This is a genomic window from Promicromonospora panici (genome assembly GCF_900608595.1).
Classification (GTDB): Bacteria; Actinomycetota; Actinomycetes; order Actinomycetales; family Cellulomonadaceae; genus Promicromonospora; species Promicromonospora panici.
Window position 1 is genome coordinate 79,262 of sequence record NZ_UWYY01000006.1, and the last position, 20,827, is coordinate 100,088.

21 protein-coding genes are annotated in these 20,827 nt (G+C 70.6%); 10 read left to right on the forward strand and 11 right to left on the reverse strand.

Going from position 1 to position 20,827, the window contains the following annotated elements; genetic code table 11:
• Positions 1-60: 60 nt before the first annotated feature.
• The gene (locus tag EW117_RS08260; RefSeq protein ID WP_129785568.1) at positions 61-951 is read right to left on the reverse strand and encodes a helix-turn-helix domain-containing protein; all 891 of its coding nucleotides are present in this window, start codon (positions 949-951) and stop codon (positions 61-63) included.
• Positions 952-1,172: 221 nt separating this feature from the next.
• Here EW117_RS08260 and EW117_RS08265 point away from each other — a divergent pair, with 221 nt between their 5' ends.
• Positions 1,173-2,558 carry an MFS transporter gene (locus tag EW117_RS08265; RefSeq protein ID WP_129785881.1) on the forward strand — a complete coding sequence of 462 codons (1,386 nt, stop codon included), beginning with the start codon at positions 1,173-1,175 and terminating at the stop codon, positions 2,556-2,558.
• Here the strand turns inward: EW117_RS08265 and EW117_RS30880 are convergent.
• From EW117_RS30880 to EW117_RS08285, 5 genes are all read right to left on the reverse strand, one after another.
• The gene (locus EW117_RS30880) at positions 2,503-2,808 is read right to left on the reverse strand and encodes a hypothetical protein (RefSeq protein ID WP_479725108.1); all 306 of its coding nucleotides are present in this window, start codon (positions 2,806-2,808) and stop codon (positions 2,503-2,505) included. The two genes, EW117_RS08265 and EW117_RS30880, sit on opposite strands and share 56 nt — an antisense overlap.
• 46 nt (positions 2,809-2,854) lie before the next feature.
• A complete protein-coding gene (ychF, locus tag EW117_RS08270) occupies positions 2,855-3,940 on the reverse strand; it encodes a redox-regulated ATPase YchF (protein ID WP_129785570.1) in 1,086 nt (361 codons plus the stop codon).
• 11 nt (positions 3,941-3,951) lie between these two features.
• On the reverse strand, positions 3,952-4,743 hold the full coding sequence (locus EW117_RS08275; RefSeq protein WP_129785572.1) for a DinB family protein: 792 nt from the start codon (positions 4,741-4,743) through the stop codon (positions 3,952-3,954).
• 64 nt (positions 4,744-4,807) lie between these two features.
• Positions 4,808-6,421: a hypothetical protein gene (locus EW117_RS08280; protein ID WP_129785574.1), complete on the reverse strand. Its 1,614-nt coding sequence runs from the start codon at positions 6,419-6,421 to the stop codon at positions 4,808-4,810.
• Entirely contained in the window at positions 6,403-7,251 is an 849-nt protein-coding gene (locus tag EW117_RS08285) for an ABC transporter ATP-binding protein (RefSeq protein ID WP_129785576.1), read from the reverse strand. Before EW117_RS08285 ends, EW117_RS08280 begins: the two co-directional genes overlap by 19 nt.
• 176 nt (positions 7,252-7,427) lie before the next feature.
• Between EW117_RS08285 and EW117_RS08290 the strand changes: the two genes are divergently transcribed.
• A complete protein-coding gene (locus EW117_RS08290) occupies positions 7,428-8,921 on the forward strand; it encodes a DNA recombination protein RmuC (protein WP_129785578.1) in 1,494 nt (497 codons plus the stop codon).
• A 3-nt stretch (positions 8,922-8,924) separates the two neighbouring features.
• Here EW117_RS08290 and EW117_RS08295 read toward each other — a convergent pair whose 3' ends face one another.
• On the reverse strand, positions 8,925-9,962 hold the full coding sequence (locus EW117_RS08295; RefSeq protein ID WP_129785580.1) for a 4-hydroxy-3-methylbut-2-enyl diphosphate reductase: 1,038 nt from the start codon (positions 9,960-9,962) through the stop codon (positions 8,925-8,927).
• A gap of 63 nt (positions 9,963-10,025) precedes the next feature.
• Between EW117_RS08295 and xseA the strand changes: the two genes are divergently transcribed.
• Positions 10,026-11,288 (forward strand): exodeoxyribonuclease VII large subunit, encoded by a 1,263-nt coding sequence (gene xseA / locus EW117_RS08300; RefSeq protein ID WP_129785582.1) that lies wholly within the window; start codon positions 10,026-10,028, stop codon positions 11,286-11,288.
• A gap of 3 nt (positions 11,289-11,291) precedes the next feature.
• On the opposite strand, the gene EW117_RS08305 is transcribed toward xseA, so the two are convergent.
• Positions 11,292-12,254, reverse strand: coding sequence for a helix-turn-helix transcriptional regulator (locus EW117_RS08305; protein ID WP_129785584.1), 963 nt, complete (start codon positions 12,252-12,254; stop codon positions 11,292-11,294).
• Between the two features lie 63 nt (positions 12,255-12,317).
• Here EW117_RS08305 and EW117_RS08310 point away from each other — a divergent pair, with 63 nt between their 5' ends.
• Positions 12,318-13,460: an epoxide hydrolase family protein gene (locus EW117_RS08310; protein ID WP_129785586.1), complete on the forward strand. Its 1,143-nt coding sequence runs from the start codon at positions 12,318-12,320 to the stop codon at positions 13,458-13,460.
• A 57-nt stretch (positions 13,461-13,517) separates the two neighbouring features.
• On the opposite strand, the gene EW117_RS30480 is transcribed toward EW117_RS08310, so the two are convergent.
• Positions 13,518-14,267, reverse strand: coding sequence for a class I SAM-dependent methyltransferase (locus tag EW117_RS30480; RefSeq protein WP_129785588.1), 750 nt, complete (start codon positions 14,265-14,267; stop codon positions 13,518-13,520).
• Positions 14,268-14,457: 190 nt separating this feature from the next.
• On the opposite strand from EW117_RS30480, the gene EW117_RS29365 reads away from it, so the two are divergent.
• A complete protein-coding gene (locus EW117_RS29365; protein ID WP_165362581.1) occupies positions 14,458-14,598 on the forward strand; it encodes a hypothetical protein in 141 nt (46 codons plus the stop codon).
• A gap of 110 nt (positions 14,599-14,708) precedes the next feature.
• The gene (gene sigJ / locus EW117_RS08320) at positions 14,709-15,668 is read left to right on the forward strand and encodes an RNA polymerase sigma factor SigJ (RefSeq protein WP_129785590.1); all 960 of its coding nucleotides are present in this window, start codon (positions 14,709-14,711) and stop codon (positions 15,666-15,668) included.
• On the opposite strand, the gene EW117_RS08325 is transcribed toward sigJ, so the two are convergent.
• Positions 15,634-16,377: an SDR family oxidoreductase gene (locus EW117_RS08325; protein ID WP_129785592.1), complete on the reverse strand. Its 744-nt coding sequence runs from the start codon at positions 16,375-16,377 to the stop codon at positions 15,634-15,636. The two genes, sigJ and EW117_RS08325, sit on opposite strands and share 35 nt — an antisense overlap.
• A 158-nt stretch (positions 16,378-16,535) precedes the next feature.
• On the opposite strand from EW117_RS08325, the gene EW117_RS08330 reads away from it, so the two are divergent.
• Positions 16,536-17,171: an HAD family hydrolase gene (locus EW117_RS08330; RefSeq protein WP_129785594.1), complete on the forward strand. Its 636-nt coding sequence runs from the start codon at positions 16,536-16,538 to the stop codon at positions 17,169-17,171.
• Between the two features lie 4 nt (positions 17,172-17,175).
• Here the strand turns inward: EW117_RS08330 and EW117_RS08335 are convergent, their stop codons facing one another.
• Complete coding sequence (locus EW117_RS08335) at positions 17,176-18,795, reverse strand: ABC-F family ATP-binding cassette domain-containing protein (protein ID WP_129785596.1); 1,620 nt, start codon at positions 18,793-18,795, stop codon at positions 17,176-17,178.
• A 96-nt stretch (positions 18,796-18,891) separates the two neighbouring features.
• Between EW117_RS08335 and EW117_RS08340 the strand changes: the two genes are divergently transcribed.
• From EW117_RS08340 to EW117_RS08350, 3 genes are read left to right on the forward strand one after another with little or no spacing between them, the layout of a single operon-like run.
• Positions 18,892-19,164, forward strand: a complete 273-nt coding sequence (locus EW117_RS08340) for an exodeoxyribonuclease VII small subunit (RefSeq protein WP_422890486.1) — start codon at positions 18,892-18,894, stop codon at positions 19,162-19,164.
• The gene (locus EW117_RS08345) at positions 19,161-20,117 is read left to right on the forward strand and encodes a carbohydrate kinase family protein (RefSeq protein ID WP_129785598.1); all 957 of its coding nucleotides are present in this window, start codon (positions 19,161-19,163) and stop codon (positions 20,115-20,117) included. The genes EW117_RS08340 and EW117_RS08345 overlap by 4 nt, the downstream gene beginning before the upstream one ends.
• Positions 20,114-20,803, forward strand: coding sequence for a carbonic anhydrase (locus EW117_RS08350; RefSeq protein ID WP_129785600.1), 690 nt, complete (start codon positions 20,114-20,116; stop codon positions 20,801-20,803). The genes EW117_RS08345 and EW117_RS08350 overlap by 4 nt, the downstream gene beginning before the upstream one ends.
• Positions 20,804-20,827: the final 24 nt, after the last annotated feature.

Here is a 20,827-nt window from a genome sequence, read left to right on the forward strand (position 1 = left end):
CGACGAGGTCCGGCCTGCTTCCGCACGGCCTCCGGGCTACGCCGTCGATGACACGCCGGCTCAGCGCCTCATTCGCTCGACGAAACCCGCCGTCGTGTCCATACCTGTCTCGATGTCGCGGCCGAGCAGCTCGAGCGCCTCCGCCCCGGAGCCCGGGTCCGGGGTGTACAGCAGAACCCGGTGACCGGAGTCGTCCGGGGGAGTGAGCACCTCGAAGTGAAGCTCGAAGTCGCCGACCTCCGGATGCCGGAAATACTTCACGCCTGAGACACACGTTTCGACAGGGTGCTTGGCCCACAGCTTGCAGAACTCCGGGCTCTTCACCGTGAGTTCCCCGACCAGAGCGGTCAGCTCCGGGTCCTCCGGGCTCTTACCACCTAGAACGCGGAGCGACGCCACGGCGCGCACCGCCTCCTCCTGCCACCTGGCGTACAGCTCCTTGGTGTGCTCGTCCAGGAAGAGCATCCGCGTCAGGTTCGGCCGGTCCGCGGCGCGCCCCGGGCTGTCGACGTCAAGGTGGCCGGCGACGAGCCGGTGCCCGAGCGCGTTCCAGCCGAGCACCTCGCTCCGCCGGCCGATGATGACCGCCGGTGTGCCTGGCAGGGAGTTGATCAAGCGGAGGGTTCCGATCCGTGCACGATCAGGCTTCACCGCAGCTCTCCGCTTGGGAGACCGTTCCGGCCTGGCCAGGTTGAGCAGGTGCGCCTGCTCGTCCGGCGTCAGGTTCAGTGCCCTCGCGATCGAGGCGATCACCGCGTCCGACGCGTTCGTGCTGAGCCCCTGCTCGAGGCGTGAGTAGTAGGTCGGGCTCACCCCGGCGAGCATCGCGAGCTCCTCGCGGCGCAGACCCGGCACCCTGCGCACGCCGAAGCCCTGCAGCCCGACGTCCTCCGGCTGCAGCGCGGCGCGACGGACACGAAGAAATTCCCCCAGCTCGTTCGGTCCACTCATCCCCACATTCTCCGCGACCATACGCCGTCCTGCCTATCCCTGCCAGTGACAGGCACGACGGGGTGTGGCTGTCCTGGGCAGCAGGCTGGATGGTTGGCCGCGTAAGCCACCAGCCCCGAGCGCAGATGCGCTTCGTGCTCGAAGAGAGGTTCCCTGTGACCACGGACCAGACAGCAGACCGCGACATCGCCGGTGTGGCCGAACCAGCCCCCGGCGACCTGATGACAGGCAGACAGCGCGTCGCGCTCATCGTCCTGCTCACCGCGAGCTTCACGCTTGCCGTCGACTTCTCCATCCTCAACGTGGCGCTCCCCAGCATCGGGGCGGACGTCGGGTTCGGCATCGAGAACCTCCAATGGATCGCCACCGCGTTCGCACTCTGCTCCGCAGGGCTCACCCTCCTCATGGGGCGCGTCGCAGACATCGCCGGGCGCCGCCGCATGTTCCTGATCGGGATGGTGCTCCTCGGCGTCGGATCCGTCGTCGGCGGACTCGCCACCACTCCGGCAGTCTTGCTCGTCGCCCGGGTCGCGCAAGGAATCGCCACGGCGATCGTGGTGCCTGCGGCGCTCGCGCTCCTGATCGGCGCGTTCCCGGAGGGGCGCGCCCGCGACCGTGCGCTGGGCCTCAACGGATCGCTGATGGCCGCCGGCTTCACCACCGGCGCGATCCTCGGCGGTCTTCTGACCGACCTCCTGTCCTGGCGCTGGGCCTTCTTCATCAACGTGCCGATCGCTGTCGCGGTCCTCGTCGTGGCACCGATCGTGCTCCAGGACAGCCGCTCCTCGCAGCGCACCCGACTCGACGTCCCCGGCGCCGTCTTCGTCACCCTCGGCCTGCTCGCGCTCGTGTACGGGCTCACCAACGCCGCGGAGACGGCGTGGACCGACCCGGCCACGCTCGGTGCGCTAGCGGCCGCCGCCGTCCTCCTCGGGCTGTTCGCGCTCGCCGAGCGTCGGGCCGCGTTCCCGCTGGTGCCGCTCGGGATGCTCGCGCGGTCGAACGTGGCATGGGGCAACATCGCGGGAGCGCTCGCGTTCGTCACCGAGACCTCGCTCGTCTTCCTCCTCACCCTGTACCTGCAGGAGGTCCTCGGATACACACCGCTCGGCGCGGGCCTGTCGTTCGCCGTGCTCGGCATCGGCACCGTGATCGGCGGCCTCATCGGGCCCAGGATCATCGGCAGGTTCGGGAACAAGGCCGCCATCGTCGGAGGATTCCTCGTCCAGGCCGTGGCGACCCTTTCGCTGGTGCTGATCACCGACGCTCCAGGGTCGATCTGGCTGGTCCTCGTCGCGACCTTCGTCGGGGGCGTCGCCAACCTGGTCGTCATCGTCGGCTTCATGGTCACCGCGACGTCCGGCGTGCCCGACTCCGATCAAGGGCTCGCAACCGGCCTGACGACGATGAGCCAGCAGGTCGGCATCACGATGGGCACCCCGATCATGAGTGCCGTGTTCACCGCGGTGGTGCTCGCGAGCGCGGCACCGGACACGTCAGCGGTGCTCGCCGGCGTGACCACGGCCATCTGGGTCAACGGCGGGATCTGCATCATCGGTGCGGTGGTCGTGGCCGCGTTCCTTCGCGTGTCGCGGACGACCCCCTGAACCGTAGAGAGGGCTCTCCCTTTGCCGAGTGCATGCGCTCGGCATTGAGCCATGCCTCGGCGGCCATCTTGTCGCCGAACGTCCTGGGATGCCGTGCGAGATCCGGGCCGGTGTAGCGCGCTCGCCAGCCGGTGATCTTGCCGGTCGTGGCGCTCTTGCGCTTCTCCAGCTCACCAAAGACTCGCTTGCCGGGTGTGGCCGTTTCTGTCCACCGCTGTCCCGAGGGCTCAGGGGCGTTACCGCAGGTCAACCGGTATCCGGCCTGGTCAGGAGACCGGGCCGAACCGGGGTGATGCTCAGACGTTGAAGCGGAACTCCACCACGTCGCCGTCCTGCATGACGTAGTCCTTGCCCTCGATGCGGGCCTTGCCCGCGGCCTTCACCGCGGCGACCGAGCCGGCCTCGACCAGGTCCTCGAACGAGATGACCTCGGCCTTGATGAAGCCGCGCTCGAAGTCGGTGTGGATCACGCCGGCGGCCTGGGGGGCGGTCCAGCCCTTGTGGATGGTCCAGGCGCGGGCCTCCTTGGGACCGGCCGTGAGGTAGGTCTGCAGACCCAGGGTGTGGAAGCCCACGCGCGCGAGCTGGTCCAGGCCGGACTCTTCCTGCCCGGAGTCGGCGAGCATCTCGGCGGCGTCCTCGGGCTCGAGCTCCGCGAGCTCGGCCTCGAACTTGGCGTCCAGGAAGATCGCATCGGCGGGCGCGATCACCTTGCGCAGCGCTTCCTGCGATGCGGTGTCCGCCAGGCCGGCGTCGTCCGTGTTGAAGACGTAGATGAACGGCTTGGCCGTCATCAGCTGCAGGCTCGCGATCTCGGCCAGGTCCAGGCCGGCGTCGGCCGCGCCCTGGTAGAGGGTCACGCCCTTGTCCAGTATCTCCTGGGCCTTCTTCGCGGCCGCGTAGAGGACGGGGTCGCCGCGCTTGATCTTGACCTCCTTCTCCATCCTCGGCAGTGCCTTCTCAAGGGTCTGGAGGTCGGCCAGGATGAGCTCTGTGGAGACAGTCTCGATGTCACCGAGGGCGTCGGAGGAACCATCCACCCGTACGACGTCCGGGTCGTCGAACACGCGCGTGACCTGGCAGATCGCGTCAGCCTCCCGGATGTTCGCAAGGAACTTGTTGCCCAGGCCTTCGCCCTCGGACGCGCCCTTGACGATGCCCGCGATGTCGACGAACGACACGGTGGCCGGCAGGATCCGCTGGCTGTCGAAGATCTCGGCGAGCTTGGCCAGCCGCTCGTCGGGCAGCGAGACCACCCCCACGTTGGGCTCGATCGTCGCGAACGGATAGTTCGCGGCGAGCACCTGGTTGCGCGTCAGGGCGTTGAAGAGGGTGGACTTGCCGACGTTGGGCAGGCCGACGATGCCGATAGTGAGTGCCACGTCGGGAAATTCTACGTGCCGAGCGCCAGTCGTCTGCGCTCCAGCTCGTCGAGGTCACGTTCCGCGAACCGGTGGTGCTCCCAGGCCTCTTTGGCGATCACGCCAAGGCAGCGCCACACGGGAAGACTGCGCGTCTCTGGTTCCCACGGCGGCAGCCGCCGGGCCGGTGCCTCGAACTCCTCCTGGGTGAGAGCGTCGTACTGCGCTCGTACCTGAGCCACGCGGTCGGCGTATGCGGCCTGCACCTCGTGGAACGACGGCGTGGCCGTGATGTCGACGCCGAGCGCACCCACCTCGTCGTCGTACTCGGAGAACGGGAGGCCGATCGGGCTGAACGCGCCGTCGAGGCGCTGGATCCCGTGTCGCACCCAGCCGTCGACGGCGAACACGAGGTGGCGCAGCGTCTGGGCGACCGACCACTCGCCGTCGACCTGCTCGTCCACCGTTCCCGGGGGCATCGCCGCTACCCGGTCGAGCGTGGCCGCCCAGGTGCGCTGCGCTGCCTCGAACGACTCCCGCTGCTCCGCCAGGACCGGGGACCTGGCCAGCTCCCGGCCCGGGTAGCGGCGGTTCAGCTCGGCCTCGATCAACGGCAGCACCTCGACGCCGTTGACCTTGAGCCCGTCGATCTCGCCGTCGATGTCCGCACCCGTCAGGTCGACCCCGCGCAGCACGGCGCGCGGCAGGTACGACTGGTCGAACGCTGCGCCCTCCAGATCGGTGAAGCGGAACCGGGCGCCGGTCAGGTTCACCGTGTCGAACTCGGCGTTCCGCAGGTCGTCATCGGCCGTGAATCGCGTCATGGCCCCCAGCGTAGGAGGACTCTCTGACACAACCTCTGACCTGGGACGACGCTGCTTCGCCTCGTCACGGGAACGACTGCACCTGCTGGAGCAGCTCGGGCAGTCGGCTGTTGTACACGCGAGCCCCGAAGCGGACGGCGAGCACGAGGATCAGCGCGCCGTACAGGACGCCCACAGCGAGCGTGGCGATGCCCCACGACACGCCACCCAGCAGCAGGGCCGCGATGCCGACCCCGAAGACGGGCACCGACAGGCCCAGGGTGACGAGGAAGCCCAGGCCCTGCGCCACGATCGTGGCCATCGCTGCTCCCTGCGGTGACTTGAGCGGGCTCTCCCCTGGCTTGGCCACCGGGTAGACGAGTCGCGCCGAGACCGCGCACGACACCCCCGTGCTGACGAGCAGGGATCCGAACGCCAGACCGAGCAGGGGCAGCGTGAGGTGCCAGGCGTCGGCCACCCAGACCGAGGCGACCACCGTGGCGGCGCTGACCAGCGGCCCCATCACCAGCATCGGGATCGCCCGGCCCCACCGGTCGGCGCGACCGTCGACACCCGAGGAGACGTGCAGGGCGAACGCCGTGTTGTCGTAGCCGATGTCGTTGGAGATGCTGAAGCCGAGGATCCAGGCCACGAACGGCCCGGTCGCGAGCAGCATGAAGAAGTTACCGGTGCTCTGCGACGAGAAGTACATGACGACCGGCAGCAGCGGCACTATCGCGATCGAGCCGGAGTAGCGCGGGTCGCGCAGCCAGTAGGTAGCGGTCCGGGCGGTGACGGCCCAGGTCGGCGTGAACGGCACGCGGCCGAACGCGCCCAGCCCCTTGGCCTTGCCACCGCCGCCGTCGCCGACCGGCGGGCTGACCAGGGCGCGGGCCAGCGCCCGGTCCCAGACCAGCCAGGCCAGCGCGATGGTGCCGAGCGCGACGGCGACCCGGCCGACCAGGCCGGCCCAGTCGCCGTCGTGCGCCGTGCTCGCCAGCGACCAGGCGGCACCGAACGGGGTCCAGCCCACGACGGCGGCCGCCTGCTCGAACAGCGCGAGGATCTGCGTGCCCGCGCCGCCGTCGGAGTCACCGCCCACCGAGACCTCGACGCCGTTGGTGAGCCAGCCGATCAGCGGGCCGATCATCACCACCAGCACCACCGCCACGATGGTCACGACCTCGCGATACCGCCTGGACTCCAGGACCGGGGCGAGCACCGTGGTGATCGCACGTGACCCGATCACGCACGTGGCGACACCGAGCACCGCGCCGACGAGCGCGACCAGGAGCACGCCCGGCTCCAGCACCCAGGCGAAGGCCGTCCCGAGGGCGACCAGCACCGTGGCGATACCCGGCACCGAGACCAGACCCGCGACCGCGAGCCCCGCGACGAGCGTGCGGCGCGGGATCGCGAACGTCGTGAACCGATGCGGGTCCAGGGTCGCGTCGACGCCGAAGGCGAAGATAGGGATCAGCCACCAGCCGAGCACGGTCAGGGCTCCGCCGAGAGTGATCGCCAGGCCGGCCCAGGCCGGGTCCTCCAGGAAGGCCAGAGCTCCGACCACGATCACCAGGATGACCACGACGCCCAGTGCGTACACGGCCGCGGCGATCATGCCGATGGTCTGCCAGACGCTCTTGAGGAACGTGTTGCCCATGAGCGTCAGCTTGAGGGTCAGGAACCGCGCAACCACGAGAGCCCTCCCGAGTGCTGACGGCCGCCGACGAGGTCCACGAACCGGTCTTCCAGGGTCTGTTCGCCGCGCACGTCGTCCACGGTGCCCGCCGCGAGCACCTGTCCCGCCGCCAGCACGGCCACGTGGTCGCACATGCGCTGCACCAGGTCCATGACGTGGCTGGAGACGATGACCGTGCCGCCACCCGCCACGTACCCCTTGAGGATGTCGCGGATGTTGGCGGCGCTGACCGGGTCGACCGCCTCGAACGGCTCGTCCAGCACCAGGGTGCGCGGGGCATGGATCATCGCGCTGCCGAGCGCGATCTTCTTGGTCATGCCCGCGGAGTAGTCCACGACGAACGTATCCGCGTCCGCGCCCAGGTCGAACGCCTGCAGCAGGTCGGCCGTCCGCTCGACCACGGTGTCCTTGTCCATCCCGCGCAGCATCCCGGCGTACGTGAGCAGCTGGCGGCCGGTCAGGCGGTCGAACAGGCGCACGCCGTCGGGCAGGACGCCCAGGGTCGCCTTGGCCTCGTCGGGCCGCGCCCACAGGTCGACGCCGTGGACCCAGGCCGTGCCGAAGTCGGGCCGGAGCAGGCCGGTCGCCATCGAGAGCATGGTGGTCTTGCCGGCCCCGTTGGGGCCGACGAGGCCGTAGAACGAGCCCGCGGGCACGTCCAGGCTCACGCCGGAGACCGCAACCTTCTGCCCGAACCGCTTCCAGAGGCCGCGCACGCTCAGTGCCGCCGAAGGGTCGTACGAGAGTGGCTCCGGGGAGGCCTGGAGCCCCTGAGCGCCGTGGGGCCCGGGGCCGCCCGGAGGGCTCGGGTCGACTGGGGTCGTCATGGCACCCAACGTAGCGGGGAGGTCAGACACGGCGGATCCGACGCGGGGATGAGTGCGGGTGACTTCGCAGGTCCGCCTGCGGGCGGAGACCCTCCGTCGCGGCCATACCGGGCGATTCCGAACGCACGGGGTGTCGTCGCGCCGGAGTGTCAGTGGCACATGGCAGCCTGTCGCACATGGACATCGCCGCAACGATTCTGCTGGCCCTCGGCGCACTCGTGGTCGGTGCGCTGCTGGGGTGGCTCGGTCACGCACAACGGCTCGCGCCCACCCAGCGTGAAGCCGACCTGGAGGTCATGCGGCTGCGCTCCCAGGTCGACTCGGCCGACCAGCAGATCGCCGCCGCACGGGAACGCGCGGACGAGCAGATCGCCGCCGCACGCGAACGCGCCACGGAGCAGATCGCCGCCGCCCGCACCGAGCAGGAGAACGCGCGCCGTCAGTTCCAGGCGCTCGCCGGCGACGCCCTGGACGCCAACAGCAAGCGATTCCTCGAGCTCGCGGAGGAGCGGCTCAAGCGTTCCACGTCCGACGGCGAGCAGGCGCTCGCCAAGCGCGAGGCGGCCGTGAAGTCGCTGGTGGACCCGCTGACCAAGGCCGTAGAGCTCGTCCGTAACGAGGTGCTCCTGGCGGAGAAGGCGCGCATCGAGGGCCAGGGCGCGCTCGCGGAGCAGATGCGCAACGTCGCCGAGGTCTCGGCCGAGCTGCGCAACGGCACCGCGGACCTGGTCACGGCGCTGCGCTCGTCACAGACACGCGGCGCGTGGGGCGAGCTGCAGCTGCGCAAGGTGGTCGAGTCCGCAGGCATGATCAACCGCGTCGACTTCACCGAGCAGGCCCAGGTCACGACGGAGGACGGCGAGGTGCAGCGGCCGGACATGGTCATCAACCTCGCGGGCGGCAAGCGCGTGGTCGTGGACTCCAAGGTCGCGTTCCTCGGCTTCCTGGAGGCACAGCAGTCCGACGACGCCGCGTACCGCGAGCAGCGCCTCGACGCCCACGTGCGGCACATGCGCAAGCACGTCGACGATCTGGCCGGCAAGAAGTACTGGAACCAGTTCGAGCCCGCACCCGAGTTCGTCGTCATGTTCGTGCCCGCCGAGGCCTTCCTGTCGGCGTCGCTCGAGCGCGCTCCGGAGCTGCTGGAGTACGCGGCACAGAAGAACGTCATCATCGCGACACCGACCACCATGCTCGCCCTGCTGCGCACGGTCGCCTATGCGTGGCGCCAGGAGGCGCTGGCGGAGAACGCACAGAAGGTGCTCACCGTCGGCAAGGAGCTGTACGCGCGCCTGGTCACCATGACCAGCCACGTCACCAGGACGGGCCGGGCGCTGGAGTCGGCGACGAAGAGCTACAACCAGATGATCGGCTCGCTGGAGCGCAACGTGCTCACGTCGGCCCGCCGGATGGTCGAGCTCGACGTGGTCGACGAGCGCGACGCCATCGAGGAGATCAAGGGCATCGAGGAGGTACCGCGCCCCGTCACCAAGCCCGAGCTGCTGGCGGCGGACGAGGGCGGCGTCATCGCGATCGACCGCGCCCAGGACACCGACGCCATCCTGGTGCAGGAGCTGGAGGTCACCGAGCTCGCGGCGACTGACAAGCGCGCCCTCGAGGCGGTCGAGAACGCCGAAGGCGGCACCACGAGCGGCGCGGCAGCCGGCTGACCCTCAGGCCTGCGGGAGCTCCTTGCGCGCCTCGCGGCGCGGGCGCTTGGTCTCCTCGCCCGCGGCCTTGAGCCCGGCCCGCAGCTCGCGGGGCAGCGAGAACATGAGGTCCTCGGTGGCGGTCCGCACCTCGTCGACGGTGCCGAAGCCGTGGTCCGCGAGGTGCGCGATGACGTCCTGCACGAGGATCTCCGGCACAGAGGCACCTGAGGTCACGCCCACCGTGGTGACGCCTTCGAGCCACTCGTCCCTGATCTCGGTCTTGCGGTCCACGCGGTACGAGGCGGTGGCACCGGACTGCAGCGCCACCTCGACGAGCCGCACCGAGTTCGAGGAGTTCGCCGAGCCGACCACGATGACCAGATCGCACTCGGGCGCCAGCTTCTTCACCGCGACCTGGCGGTTCTGCGTGGCGTAGCAGATGTCGTCGCTCGGCGGGTCCTGCAGGGACGGGAACTTCTCGCGCAGGCGGCGTACGGTCTCCATGGTCTCGTCCACGGACAGCGTGGTCTGCGAGATCCACACGACCTTGTCGGGGTCGCGCACGACTACCTGGTCCACCTCGTCGGGCGAGTTCACGACCTGCACGTGCTCGGGCGCCTCGCCGGCCGTGCCCTCGACCTCCTCGTGACCGGTGTGCCCGATCAGCAGGATGTCGTAGTCGTCGTTCGCGAACCGCACGGCTTCCTTGTGCACCTTGGTGACCAGGGGGCAGGTCGCGTCGATCGTCTCGAGGCTGCGGGCCTGGGCCGACGCCCGAACGGCCGGCGAGACCCCGTGAGCGGAGAACACGAGCCGGGCACCCTCGGGCACCTCGTCGGTCTCGTTGACGAAGATTGCGCCGCGTTCGCGCAACGTCTCCACCACGTGCTTGTTGTGCACGATCTCCTTGCGCACGTACACCGGTGTGCCGTACGTCTCCAGTGCCTTCTCGACGGCGACCACCGCACGGTCGACGCCGGCGCAATAACCACGCGGGGCAGCCAGCAGGACGCGCTTGGTCTTGGTCTCGGCAGGGCGCTCAGGGCTCGTGACACTCACACACGCAGTCTAGGGGCGACGTGCGGAGGGCTTGTGTCGGTGGTGGGTGGCAGGGTTGGACACGTGACGGAACCAACCCAGCGACCGACCCCGACCGAGCTCCCCCTGAAAGCCCTCGACACCACGCCCACCAGCCCGTGGCCGGTCCGTGTGCTCTCGGAGAAGATCAGGGGCTACATCGACAGGATGCCGCCGGTCTGGGTCGAGGGACAGGTCGTGCAGTTCAACCCGCGCCCCGGCTCCGGCATGCAGTGGCTCACACTTCGTGACACGGAAGCCGACGCCTCCCTGCCCGTGACGATCTTCTCCCGCGTCCTGGGCATGCTGCCGCAGCCGCCGAGTGAGGGTGATCACGTGGTGGTGCACGCCAAGCCCGTGTTCTGGACCAAGCGCGGCACGCTCCAGATGCAGGCCAACGAGATCAAGGCTGTTGGCGTCGGCGAGCTGCTCGCCCGGATCGAGGCGCTGAAGAAGGTCCTCGCGGCGGAGGGCCTCTTCGACCTCTCCCGCAAGCGGAAGCTCCCGTTTCTGCCCGCCGTCGTGGGGCTCGTGTGCGGGCGCGAGTCCAAGGCGGAGCACGACGTCGTGGTGAACGCGCGCGCCCGCTGGCCCCAGGTGCGGTTCGAGATCCGCGAGGTCGCCGTCCAGGGCGTCAATGCCGTGCGCGAGGTGTCGAGCGCCATCGCCGAGCTCGACCGGGATCCCGCTGTGGACGTCATAGTCGTCGCCCGTGGCGGCGGCTCGGTCGAGGACCTGCTGCCGTTCAGCAACGAGTCGCTGGTGCGTGCCGTCGCGCAGGCCCGCACTCCCCTGGTCAGCGCGATCGGCCACGAGACGGACGCGCCGCTGCTCGACCTCGTCGCCGACTACCGCGCCTCCACACCGACAGACGCCGCCAAGCGGATCGTCCCGGACGTCTCCGAGGAACGCCTCCGCCTCACCCAGGCCCGCGGCCGTATGCGCGGCGCCGTCGCGGCCATGATCAACCGGGAGCAGCACGGGCTCGACGGCGTCCGCTCGCGGCCGGTCCTCGCCGTCCCGCACACGATGCTCGAGTCGCGAGAGCGCGACATCGTCCAGGCCCTCCGGCACAGCCGGCACGCCCTGAACGCGCTGCTGCTACGGGCGAGTGGCGAGATCGGGCGGCTCGGCGCCCAGGTCACGGCGTTGTCGCCCGCGTCGACGCTGGAGCGCGGCTACGCCGTCGTGCAACGCGTCGACGGTCACGTGGTGCGGCGGCCCGACGACGTCGAGGTCGGCGCGAGCGTGCACGTCCGCCTCGCGGAGGGCGCACTGGACGCGAAGGTCACCGCGGTCGGGGCCTGAGGGTCAGGTCGTTGATCCTCTATCGGCCGCCCGGCGAAACCGCGCAGCGAGCCGGCCGAACGCCGCCGCCAGCTCGTCACCCTCGATGACCTCGACGTCGACACCGAGCTGTGTCATCCACAGCGCGAGCTGGTCCGGGTCGTCCGAACCCAGCTCGACGCGGCACGCGGTCTCGTCGACCACCTCGATGTCGAGCGGGATGGGAATCTTCGCGGCGACGTGGGCGGCAGGGGCGTGCACGAGCACCCGGGCGCGGTATCTCCAGGACGCCCGTGCGACGCGGCCGACGACGTACTCGACGACCTTGTCCTCCGGGATCACCCGCGGCCGGAATCGCGCGCCCGTCGGCGCGTGCGGAACCATGCGGTCGACGCGGAAGACACGCCAGTCGGCGCGGTCGAGATCCCATGCGAGCAGGTACCAGCGCGTCCCCCAGCTCACCAGCCGCTGCGGTTCGGTGACCCGCGCCGATTCGGTGCCCCCGGGTTTCGTGTACCCGAACCGGAGCCGCTCGTGGGCACGGATCGCGGCCGCGACCACGCCGAGCACAGAGAGGTCGAGGCCGGCGTCTGCCCCCGGAACGACGCTCGTCGCCTCCCGGACCGTCTCGACGCGCCGCCGCAGGCGCGAGGGCAGCACCTGCTCCAGCTTCGCGAGCGCCGTGAGTGAGGTCTCCTCCACACCGAGCCTCCGGGTCGCGACCGCGCCCAGCCCTACCGCGACGGCGACCGCCTCCTCGTCGTCGAGCAGCAGTGGGGGCATCGCCGTTCCGGCGGCCAGCCGGTATCCGCCGGCGACGCCCGGGCGCGCATCCACGGGGTAACCGAGCGATCGCAGCCTGCCGATGTCGGCGCGCACCGTCCTCGTGCTCACATCGAGCCGGCCGGCGAGCTCTGCGCTCGTCCAGTCGCGCTTGAGCTGAAGCAACGACAGCAGTTCGAGCAGGCGGGCTGAGGTCTCCAACATGGCTCCGATCATTTCAGCAATTGCGGAAGCTAACCTGCCGCATTACTTGGGAGCGTGGATGTCATGAACGAGAACAACGCACTCACACCGTTCCGCATCGACATCCCGCAGGCCGACGTCGACGACCTGCGCAACCGGCTGGCGCAGACGCGCTGGCCGCTCCCCGTCCCGGGCCGGGACGACCGCACCGACTTCAGCCGCGGCATCCCGCTGGTGTACCTGAAGGAGCTCGCCGAGTACTGGCGAGACGCGTTCGACTGGCGGGCGCAGGAGGCGAAGCTCAACGAGTACGACCAGTTCACGACGGTCGTCGATGGCCAGACGTTCCACGTCCTCCACGCGCGTTCGGCGAACCCCGACACCACCCCGCTCATCCTGAACCACGGCTGGCCGGGATCGTTCGTCGAGTACCAGCGACTCATCCCGCTGCTGACCGACCAGTTCCACGTGGTCATCCCGTCGCTGCCCGGCTTCGGGTTCTCGACGCCGCTGTCAGGGACGGGCTGGGAGCTAGGGCGGACGACCGAGGCGTACGCCGAGATCATGACGCGTCTCGGGTACGAGCGGTTCGGGGCCCACGGCACCGATATCGGCGCGGGCATCACCGGCCGGCTCGCGGCCCTCTACCCGGAGCGCGTCATCGGCACACATGTCGGCAGCGAGGGCCGGCTGCTCGCGTTTGTCGGCGACAAGTTCCCCTACCCCGACGGCCTGTCCGACGACGAGATCGCCCAGATCGAGGAGGTCCGCGCCGGTCTCGCCGCAGAGCGTGGGTACCTCGAGATGCAGAACCACCGTCCGGACACGATCGGGGCGGCGCTCACCGACTCGCCGGCCGGGCAGCTCGCGTGGATCGCAGAGAAGTTCCAGACCTGGACCAGCGCCGCGTACCGGACGCCGGACGAGGCGGTCGACCGTGACCAGTTGCTCACCAACGTCAGCCTGTACTGGTTCACGCGCGCCGGCGCGTCGAGCGCACAGTTCTACTACGAGGGCGAGCACTCGGGGCTCGACTGGGCCATGGCCGCCGACGTGCCGTCCGGGTGGGCCGTGTTCGACACCCATCCGCTCATGCGCCGCGCAATGGACCCGTGGAACGCGATCAGCCACTGGAGCGAGTTCACCGAGGGCGGCCACTTCCCCGCGATGGAGGAGCCCAAGCTGCTCGCGGACGACATCCGCGCCTTCTTCAGCAGCCTCCGCTGACCGTTCCGCGGCAGGGCCGACGCCGACTCCCGGCGCCGGCCCGCCGCCGATACCCGGTCACGGCCGGCGGGCCACGAACACCCACTCCAGGCCCGGCCGGTCCGGCGCGTCCAGCACCTCGTCGACCCTGAACCCCGCGGCATCCAGCGACGCCTCGACCTCGTCGCGCTCGCGGAACCGCAGGGTCGAGACCGAGGTGACCACGTCGCCGTGGGGCAGCACACCCGGTGGGAAGCGGTAGGAGCCCTGGAAGGTGACCAGCGGGAGCGCGACCTCGAGGAGGTCGTTCCACATCTCGACCTCGCCGACCCCGGGAATGTCGCGGCGGGCCGACCTGTGCTCGCGGGTCCAGCCGAGCCACGCCTGCCGTGCCGGGATCCGGGTCTCGAACACGAGGACGCCGCCGGGGCGCAGGGCGTCGTGGACCGCCGCGAGCGCCTGTGCCCAGTCGGCGTCGGTGCAGAACACCTGCGCGACGTTGCCGGTCATCGTGGCGAGGTCGGCGGCGAGGCCGAGCCCGGCGACGGCGTCCGCGCCGCCCTCCACCCAGGTGACGGCGTCGGCCCCGGGCTTTCCTCGGGCGACCTCCAGGGACGCGGCGGCGGGGTCGACGCCGGTCACATCCAGGCCGCGCTCGGCCAGGAGCAGGGCGAGCACCCCGGTCCCGCAGCCGACGTCGAGCACCGTGCGGGCGCCGAGCCGTTCCGCGAGGCCGACGTAGAGGTCGAGGTCGCGGCGGTCGTCGTCGAAGGAGTCGTAGAGCCGTGCGAGCCGAGGATCCACGAAGATCGGGTCGGGTGCGGTCATGCCGGAATGCTCACACGACCGGGGCTGTGGCCGAAGGACATTTTGCCTGTGGGTGCGAGCGCTCCGTTGCGGATACGCAAGAATTCTCGCCTCGGGCTGATGGGGCTTTAGACGTGTAGTCGCCTGGTCACCTGACGATCCGCTTACCGCCGAGACCGCGCGTAAGGCGCTTCTCCTGAAGAACGCCAGAATGCGTGGCCACAGGCACGCGATCGACGCGACGGTCGTGGAGACGGCGCTCCGGCAGCCTGGAACCACCGTGATCTACACCTCCGACCCCGATGACCTGCAGCGACTCGGCGACGGCGAGGTCCACACGATCAAGGTCTGACCTCCGCCGACACTTACGCCGCCCGGGCAGCGTAGGTTTCTACTGCCACGGGACGCGCAGAGGCCGGCCGTCTCCAGGTGGAATGTGGAACAGCCGCCAGGGAGAGCACGATGACAGGTGAAGTAGAGGCCACGCTCGACGACGCGGCGGCGGTGTTCGCGACAGCGCGGCGGCGGCTGTTCGGCATCGCGTACCGGATGCTCGGCTCCGCGGCGGAGGCGGAGGACGTCGTGCAGGAGACGTGGGTACGGTGGCAGACGACGGACCGGTCTGCGGTGCTGAACCCGCAGGCGTTCCTGACCACCACCGTGACCCGGCTGGCGATCAACGTGCTCCAGAGCGCGCGGTCGCGCCGTGAGACCTATGTCGGGCCGTGGCTGCCGGAACCCGTCGACACGAGCGCGGACCCGACGCTGGGGGCCGAGCGCGCGGAGGCGCTGGACGTGGCCCTGCTGATGCTGCTGGAGCGCCTGACCCCGAACGAGCGGGCCGCGTACGTGCTGCGCGAGGCGTTCGACTACGCGTACCCGGAGATCGCTCGGATCGTCGGAGCGTCCCCCACGGCCACCCGCCAGCTCGTGAGCCGGGCGCGCAAGCATCTCGCCGCGGAGCCGCGGAACACGGTGACCGGCACCGAGCGCCGCGCGCTCCTGGAGGCGTTCCTCGCCGCCGCCCGCGTGGGCGACGTCGAACAGCTGGAGCGTCTGTTCGCCGAGAACGTCGTCACCCGGGCCGACAGCAACGGGACCGCCAAGCATGTCGCGCGGGTCGCGGTCACGGGCCGGTACAAGGTGGCACGGGTCCTGTCCTCGTTCGCCGACATCTTCTGGGCGGGCATCACGACGCGGCCGATCGACGTCAACGGCACGGAGGGCATGGCGATGGAGCGGGACGGCGAGCTGGTCGGCGTCCTGTCCGTCACAGCCTCCGACGAAGGGCTGCACGAGCTCATGTGGCAGCTGAACCCGGAGAAGATCGACCCGTTCCGGCAGGCCCTGACAGGACGGGCCGCGCCGGACGGGTCGACCGGGCCTGCTACGCCTGGGCCTTCCGCCACTCCTCGTAGCTGACCTCGCCCAGCAGCGCCTCACCGTGCGGCACGAGCTCGCCGTCCTGGAGCGCAGCCCCGAAGTAGGTGGCGCTCGGGTCGGCGCGGACCTCGCGAGGGTCGTCCTTCGAGCCGAGGTACGTCCGCACGATCTCGTCGAAGCCGAAGGTCTCCGGCCCGGCGATCTCGATGGTCCCGTCCAGCGGCGTGCCGACGGCGGTCCTGGCCACGAACCGGGCGACGTCCGCCGAGGCGATCGGCTGGAAGCGGACAGGCGCGATGTGGACCACGCCGTCGACCGTCGCCGTGTCGGCGATCGCGCCGAGGAACTCCAGGAACTGGGTGGACCGCACGATCGACCAGCCGGAGCCGGACGCCTTGACGAGGTCCTCCTGCACGACCTTGGCGCGCATGTAACCGGAGTCGATGCCCTCGGCGCCCACGATCGAGAGGATCACATGGTGCTGCACGCCGGCCTTCCGCTCGGCCTCGAGAACATTCGTCGTCGAGGTCCGGAAGAAGTTGGTGACGTCCTCCTCCGCGAACGAGGGCGAGTTGCTGAGGTCGACCACTACCTCCGCCCCTTCGAGCACCTCGGGCAGGCCCTCGCCGGTCAGGGTGTTCACGCCGGTCTGCGGCGCGGCGGCGACGGCCTCGTGGCCGTGCTCCCGCAGGTTGTTGACGACCTGGCTGCCCACGAGGCCGGTACCGCCGATGACCACGATCTTCATGGTGCACTCCCCTATGTCTTCGCGACGTTTCTCACGACGGGCCGGACGGCCCGTCGTGAGTTCGACCGGGAGACCATCGGATCTGTGACAGGCCGCACCGTGTGCGGCGCGCGGCCCGGCTCGACGGCCATTTCACCCGGACCCGTTACGGTTCGCTGGTGACGACCATCCGACACGTCCTCTTCGACGCCGACGGTGTGCTCCAGGAGATCCCCGGCGGCTTCTACCACTCCGCCGAGCCACTCCTGGGCGAGCGCACGCGCGAGATCCTGAACCTCGCGTCCGAGCACGAACGGCCGCTCCTCGCGAGCGACGACGACTTCCTGCCGGTCCTCGACGGCGTCCTGCGGGAGTACCACCTGGACGTGCCGGCTGCCGACCTGTACGCGGCCGTCTGGCAGAACATCGCCACGTCGGCGGCCTCGCTGGACCTGGTCCGCGGGCTGCGCGACGCCGGCTACGGCGTCCACCTCGGGACGAACCAGGTCCGGCGCCGGGCCGACCACATGCGGGCCACGATGCCGTACGACGAGCTGTTCGACGTCAAGCTCTACTCGTGCGACCTGGGAGTGGCCAAGCCGGACGCCGCGTTCTTCCAGAAGGCCGCGACGCGGATCGGGGCCGAGCCGGCCGCGATCCTCTTCATCGACGACCACTTCCCCAACGTCGAGGGCGCCCGGTCGACGGGGATGGCCGCCGTGCACTGGCGCATCAAGGAGGGGCACGACGTCTTGCTGGAGCGGCTCGCCGAGCACGCCGTAGCGCCCGACGTCGGCCCCGGCGCGAGCGCGTGACCGCCTAGCGCTCGCGCTCGACCCGGCGCTCGTCCCACACGGGCTCCGAGGTCTCGCGCACCACGCCGTCGGACCCGAAGACGAGGTAGCGATCGAACGACCGCGCGAACCAGCGGTCGTGGGTCACCGCCAGCACCGTCCCGTCGAACGATTCCAGGCCGTCCTGCAGCGCCTCGGCCGACTCGAGGTCGAGGTTGTCGGTGGGCTCGTCCAGCAGCAGCGCCGTCGAGCCGGCGAGCTCGAGCAGCAGGATCTGGAACCGTGCCTGCTGCCCGCCGGACAGCCGGTCGAAGGGCCGGTCCGCCGCCTCGGTGAGCTCGTAGCGCCGCAGCCGCGCCATCGCCTTGCCCTTGTCCTGCGCGTGGTCCTCCCACAGGATGTCGAGCAGCGCGCGGCCGAACAGCTCCGGGTGCGCGTGCGTCTGCGCGAAATGCCCGGCTACCACGCGCGCCCCGAGCTTCCACGAGCCCGAGTGCGCGACGTCGCCACCGGCGAGCAGCCGGAGGAAGTGCGACTTGCCCGAGCCGTTCGAGCCGAGCACCGCCACCCGCTCGCCGTAGAAGACCTCCAGGTCGAACGGCTTCATCAGGCCCGTGAGCTCCAGACCCTCGCAAGTCACGGCCCGCAGCCCGGTGCGCCCGCCGCGCAGGTGCATCGTGATGTCCTGCTCGCGGGGCGGCTCGGGCGGCGGCCCTGCCTCCTCGAACTTCTTCAGCCGGGTCTGCGCCGCCCGGTAGCGTGAGGCCATGTCGGGGCTGCTCGCCGCCTGGTTCCGCAGCGTCAGGACCAGCTTCTTGAGCTGGGCGTGCTTCTCGTCCCAGCGTCGGCGCAGTTCCTCGAACCGCGCGAACCGCTCGCGCCGCGCGTCGTGGAACGTCGCGAAACCGCCGCCGTGCACCCAGGCGTCGGCGCCCGCGGGGCTCGGCTCCAGCGAGACGATCCGGTCGGCCGCCCGGGACAGCAGCTCGCGGTCGTGGGATACGAACAGGACCGTCTTCTTGGTAGCCCTGAGCTGGTCCTCCAGCCAGCGCTTGCCCGGCACGTCGAGGTAGTTGTCCGGCTCGTCGAGGAGCAGCACCTCGTCCGTGCCGCGCAGCAGCGCCTCCAGGACGAGCCGCTTCTGCTCGCCGCCCGACATCGTCCGCACCTCACGGAACTGCGCCCAGTCGTACGGAATGCCGAGCGCGGCCATGGTGCACACGTCCCACAGGGTCTCGGCCTCGTAGCCGCGCACCTCCGCCCAGTCCGAGAGCGCCTGCGCGTACGCCATCTGGGCGGCCTCGTCGTCGACGGTGAGCATCCTGTGCTCGGCCTCGTCGACGGCGCGCGCGACCTCGCGCAGGCGGGGCGCCGACACGGACACGAGCAGGTCCCGCACCGTGGTCTCGTCGCGGACCGAGCCCACGAACTGGCGCATGACGCCGAGGCCGCCGCTCGCCGCCACGGAGCCGCCGTGCGGCGCCAGCTCACCGGTGATGATGCGCAGCAGCGTGGTCTTGCCGGCGCCGTTCGGGCCGACGATCGCCGTCGCGCTGCCCTCGCCCACGCGAAACGAGACGTCCCCGAGGAGGGTCCGGCCATCCGGCAGGTGATATTCGACGTGCGCTACTTCGAGATGGCCCATGGGTCACCATGGTCCGACGTCGGACGCGCCAGGACCAAACTCTTTCCCTGTGGACAGAGGCAACGGATGTCGGTGGCGTGCTGTTGACTGTTCCTCGTGAGTACAGATGCTGTGACCGGAACCGATGCGGTGAGCGACGCACCCGACGTCGCCTCCCTCAGCTATGAGCAGGCGCGCGACGAGCTCGTGCAAGTGGTGAGCCGGCTGGAGACCGGCGGTGAGGCACTGGAGGCGTCCCTCGCGCTCTGGGAGCGTGGCGAGGCGCTGGCCGCTCGCTGCCAGGAGTGGCTCGACGGCGCCCGCGAGCGCCTCGCCGCCGCGCAGCAGGGTTCGGCCTCGTCGGCCGAGTCGCCGGAGGACGCCGAGTGAGCGCGTACGTCCTCGCCGTGGGCGAGGCTCTCGTGGACGAGGTGCGCCGCCCGGACGGCTCCTCCGCCGAGCATCCCGGCGGCAGCATCGCCAACGTGGCCCTCACGCTGGGCCGCCTGGGCCGGGAGGTCCGGCTCGCGACGTGGCTCGGCCGGGACGCCCGCGGCGACCTGGTGCGCGACTGGCTCGCCGAGTCCCGTGTGGGGCTGGTGCAGGGCAGCGACGGCGCCGAGCGCACCAGCGTGGCGGTGGCCACGCTGGACGACGACGGCTCGGCCACCTACGACTTCGACCTCACGTGGCAGGTGCCCGCCGAGGCGCTGCCGGGCCGCGACACCAGTGCGGAGGCGAGCGCCCAGGTGGGCGGCAGCGACGCGGTCGCGGTGCACACCGGGTCCATCGCGGCGATGCTCGAACCGGGCGCCGGTCAGGTGCGCCAGGTCCTGGAGGCCGCACGCACGACGTCGACCACCACGTACGACCCGAACGCGCGGCCCGCGATCATGGGCTCCGCCGACGAAGTGCGCCCGCGGGTCGAAGCGCTCGTGCAGCTCTCCGACGTCGTCAAGGTGAGCGACGAGGACCTGGGCTGGCTCTATCCCGGTGCCGACCCGGTCGCCGTCGCGCGGGAGTGGCAGCGCGGCACGCCCGCGCTCGTCGTGGTCACGTTCGGCGGCAAGGGCGCGGTCGCGGTGTCCGACGCCGGTACGGTCGAGGCGGTCGCCCCGCAGGTCGAGGTGGTCGACACCGTCGGGGCCGGTGACTCGTTCATGGGCGCCCTGATCGACGGCCTGTGGGAGCACGACCTGCTGGGCGCCGGCCGGCGCGACGCGCTGAAGGCCGTCGGCGCGGCCACCGTGCAGCAGGTCCTGGACCGTTGCTGCGCGGTAGCCGCCATCACTGTGTCCCGGGCGGGGGCCAACCCGCCGCGTCGTGCGGAGGTCGGATCATGAGCCAGAACCTGAACCCGGATCGACTCACCCCGCGTGATGCCTGGGCGCTGCTGCGCTCCGGCAACGACCGGTTCGTCTCGGACGCGCCGGTGCACCCGTCGCAGAACGCGGACCGCCGCAGGGAGCTGCAGGCCGCGCAGCACCCGCACACGGTGATCTTCGGCTGCTCCGACTCCCGCGTCGCGGCGGAGATCATCTTCGACCAGGGTCTGGGCGACGTCTTCGTGGTCCGCACCGCCGGGCACGTCCTGGACACGACGGTGATCGGCTCCATCGAGTACGGGGTCGACGTGCTCGGCGCGTCCCTCGTCGTCGTGCTGGGACATGACTCGTGCGGTGCGGTGGCGGCGGCGGCGCACACGCTCGCCACGGGCGAGCAGCCCAGCGGGTTCGTCCGTGCCGTGGTGGACCGCGTGATCCCGTCGATCGTCAGCATCACGTCGGGCGACCCGGCCGCGGCGATGGCCGCCCTGTCCGACCAGCACGTGCTGCGCCGTGAGCACGTGAAGCACACCGTCGGGATGCTGCACGGCTACTCGGCGGGCCTGGCCCGGGCCGTCGAGGAGGGCCGGTGCGCCGTTGTCGGCCTCGAGTACGACCTCGCGGTGGGCAGCGCGCGCATGGTCAACGTGATCGGGGACGTCGGCGAGCAGCCCCCGGCCGTGGACCTGCCGCGCGCGGTCTGAGGCGAGGGTCTGATCCGCGGGGTG

Excerpts from the sequence above, each read along its gene's own strand:
- EW117_RS08260 (WP_129785568.1), bottom strand. The coding sequence starts at position 951 with ATGAGTGGACCGAACGAGCTGGGGGAATTTCTTCGTGTCCGTCGCGCC.
- EW117_RS08265 (WP_129785881.1), top strand. The coding sequence starts at position 1,173 with ATGACAGGCAGACAGCGCGTCGCGCTCATCGTCCTGCTCACCGCGAGC.
- EW117_RS08275 (WP_129785572.1), bottom strand. The coding sequence starts at position 4,743 with ATGACGCGATTCACGGCCGATGACGACCTGCGGAACGCCGAGTTCGAC.
- EW117_RS08285 (WP_129785576.1), bottom strand. The coding sequence starts at position 7,251 with ATGACGACCCCAGTCGACCCGAGCCCTCCGGGCGGCCCCGGGCCCCAC.
- EW117_RS08290 (WP_129785578.1), top strand. The coding sequence starts at position 7,428 with ATGGACATCGCCGCAACGATTCTGCTGGCCCTCGGCGCACTCGTGGTC.
- EW117_RS08305 (WP_129785584.1), bottom strand. The coding sequence starts at position 12,254 with ATGTTGGAGACCTCAGCCCGCCTGCTCGAACTGCTGTCGTTGCTTCAG.
- EW117_RS08310 (WP_129785586.1), top strand. The coding sequence starts at position 12,318 with ATGAACGAGAACAACGCACTCACACCGTTCCGCATCGACATCCCGCAG.
- EW117_RS30480 (WP_129785588.1), bottom strand. The coding sequence starts at position 14,267 with ATGACCGCACCCGACCCGATCTTCGTGGATCCTCGGCTCGCACGGCTC.
- EW117_RS29365 (WP_165362581.1), top strand. The coding sequence starts at position 14,458 with ATGCGTGGCCACAGGCACGCGATCGACGCGACGGTCGTGGAGACGGCG.
- sigJ (WP_129785590.1), top strand. The coding sequence starts at position 14,709 with ATGACAGGTGAAGTAGAGGCCACGCTCGACGACGCGGCGGCGGTGTTC.
- EW117_RS08325 (WP_129785592.1), bottom strand. The coding sequence starts at position 16,377 with ATGAAGATCGTGGTCATCGGCGGTACCGGCCTCGTGGGCAGCCAGGTC.
- EW117_RS08335 (WP_129785596.1), bottom strand. The coding sequence starts at position 18,795 with ATGGGCCATCTCGAAGTAGCGCACGTCGAATATCACCTGCCGGATGGC.
- EW117_RS08350 (WP_129785600.1), top strand. The coding sequence starts at position 20,114 with ATGAGCCAGAACCTGAACCCGGATCGACTCACCCCGCGTGATGCCTGG.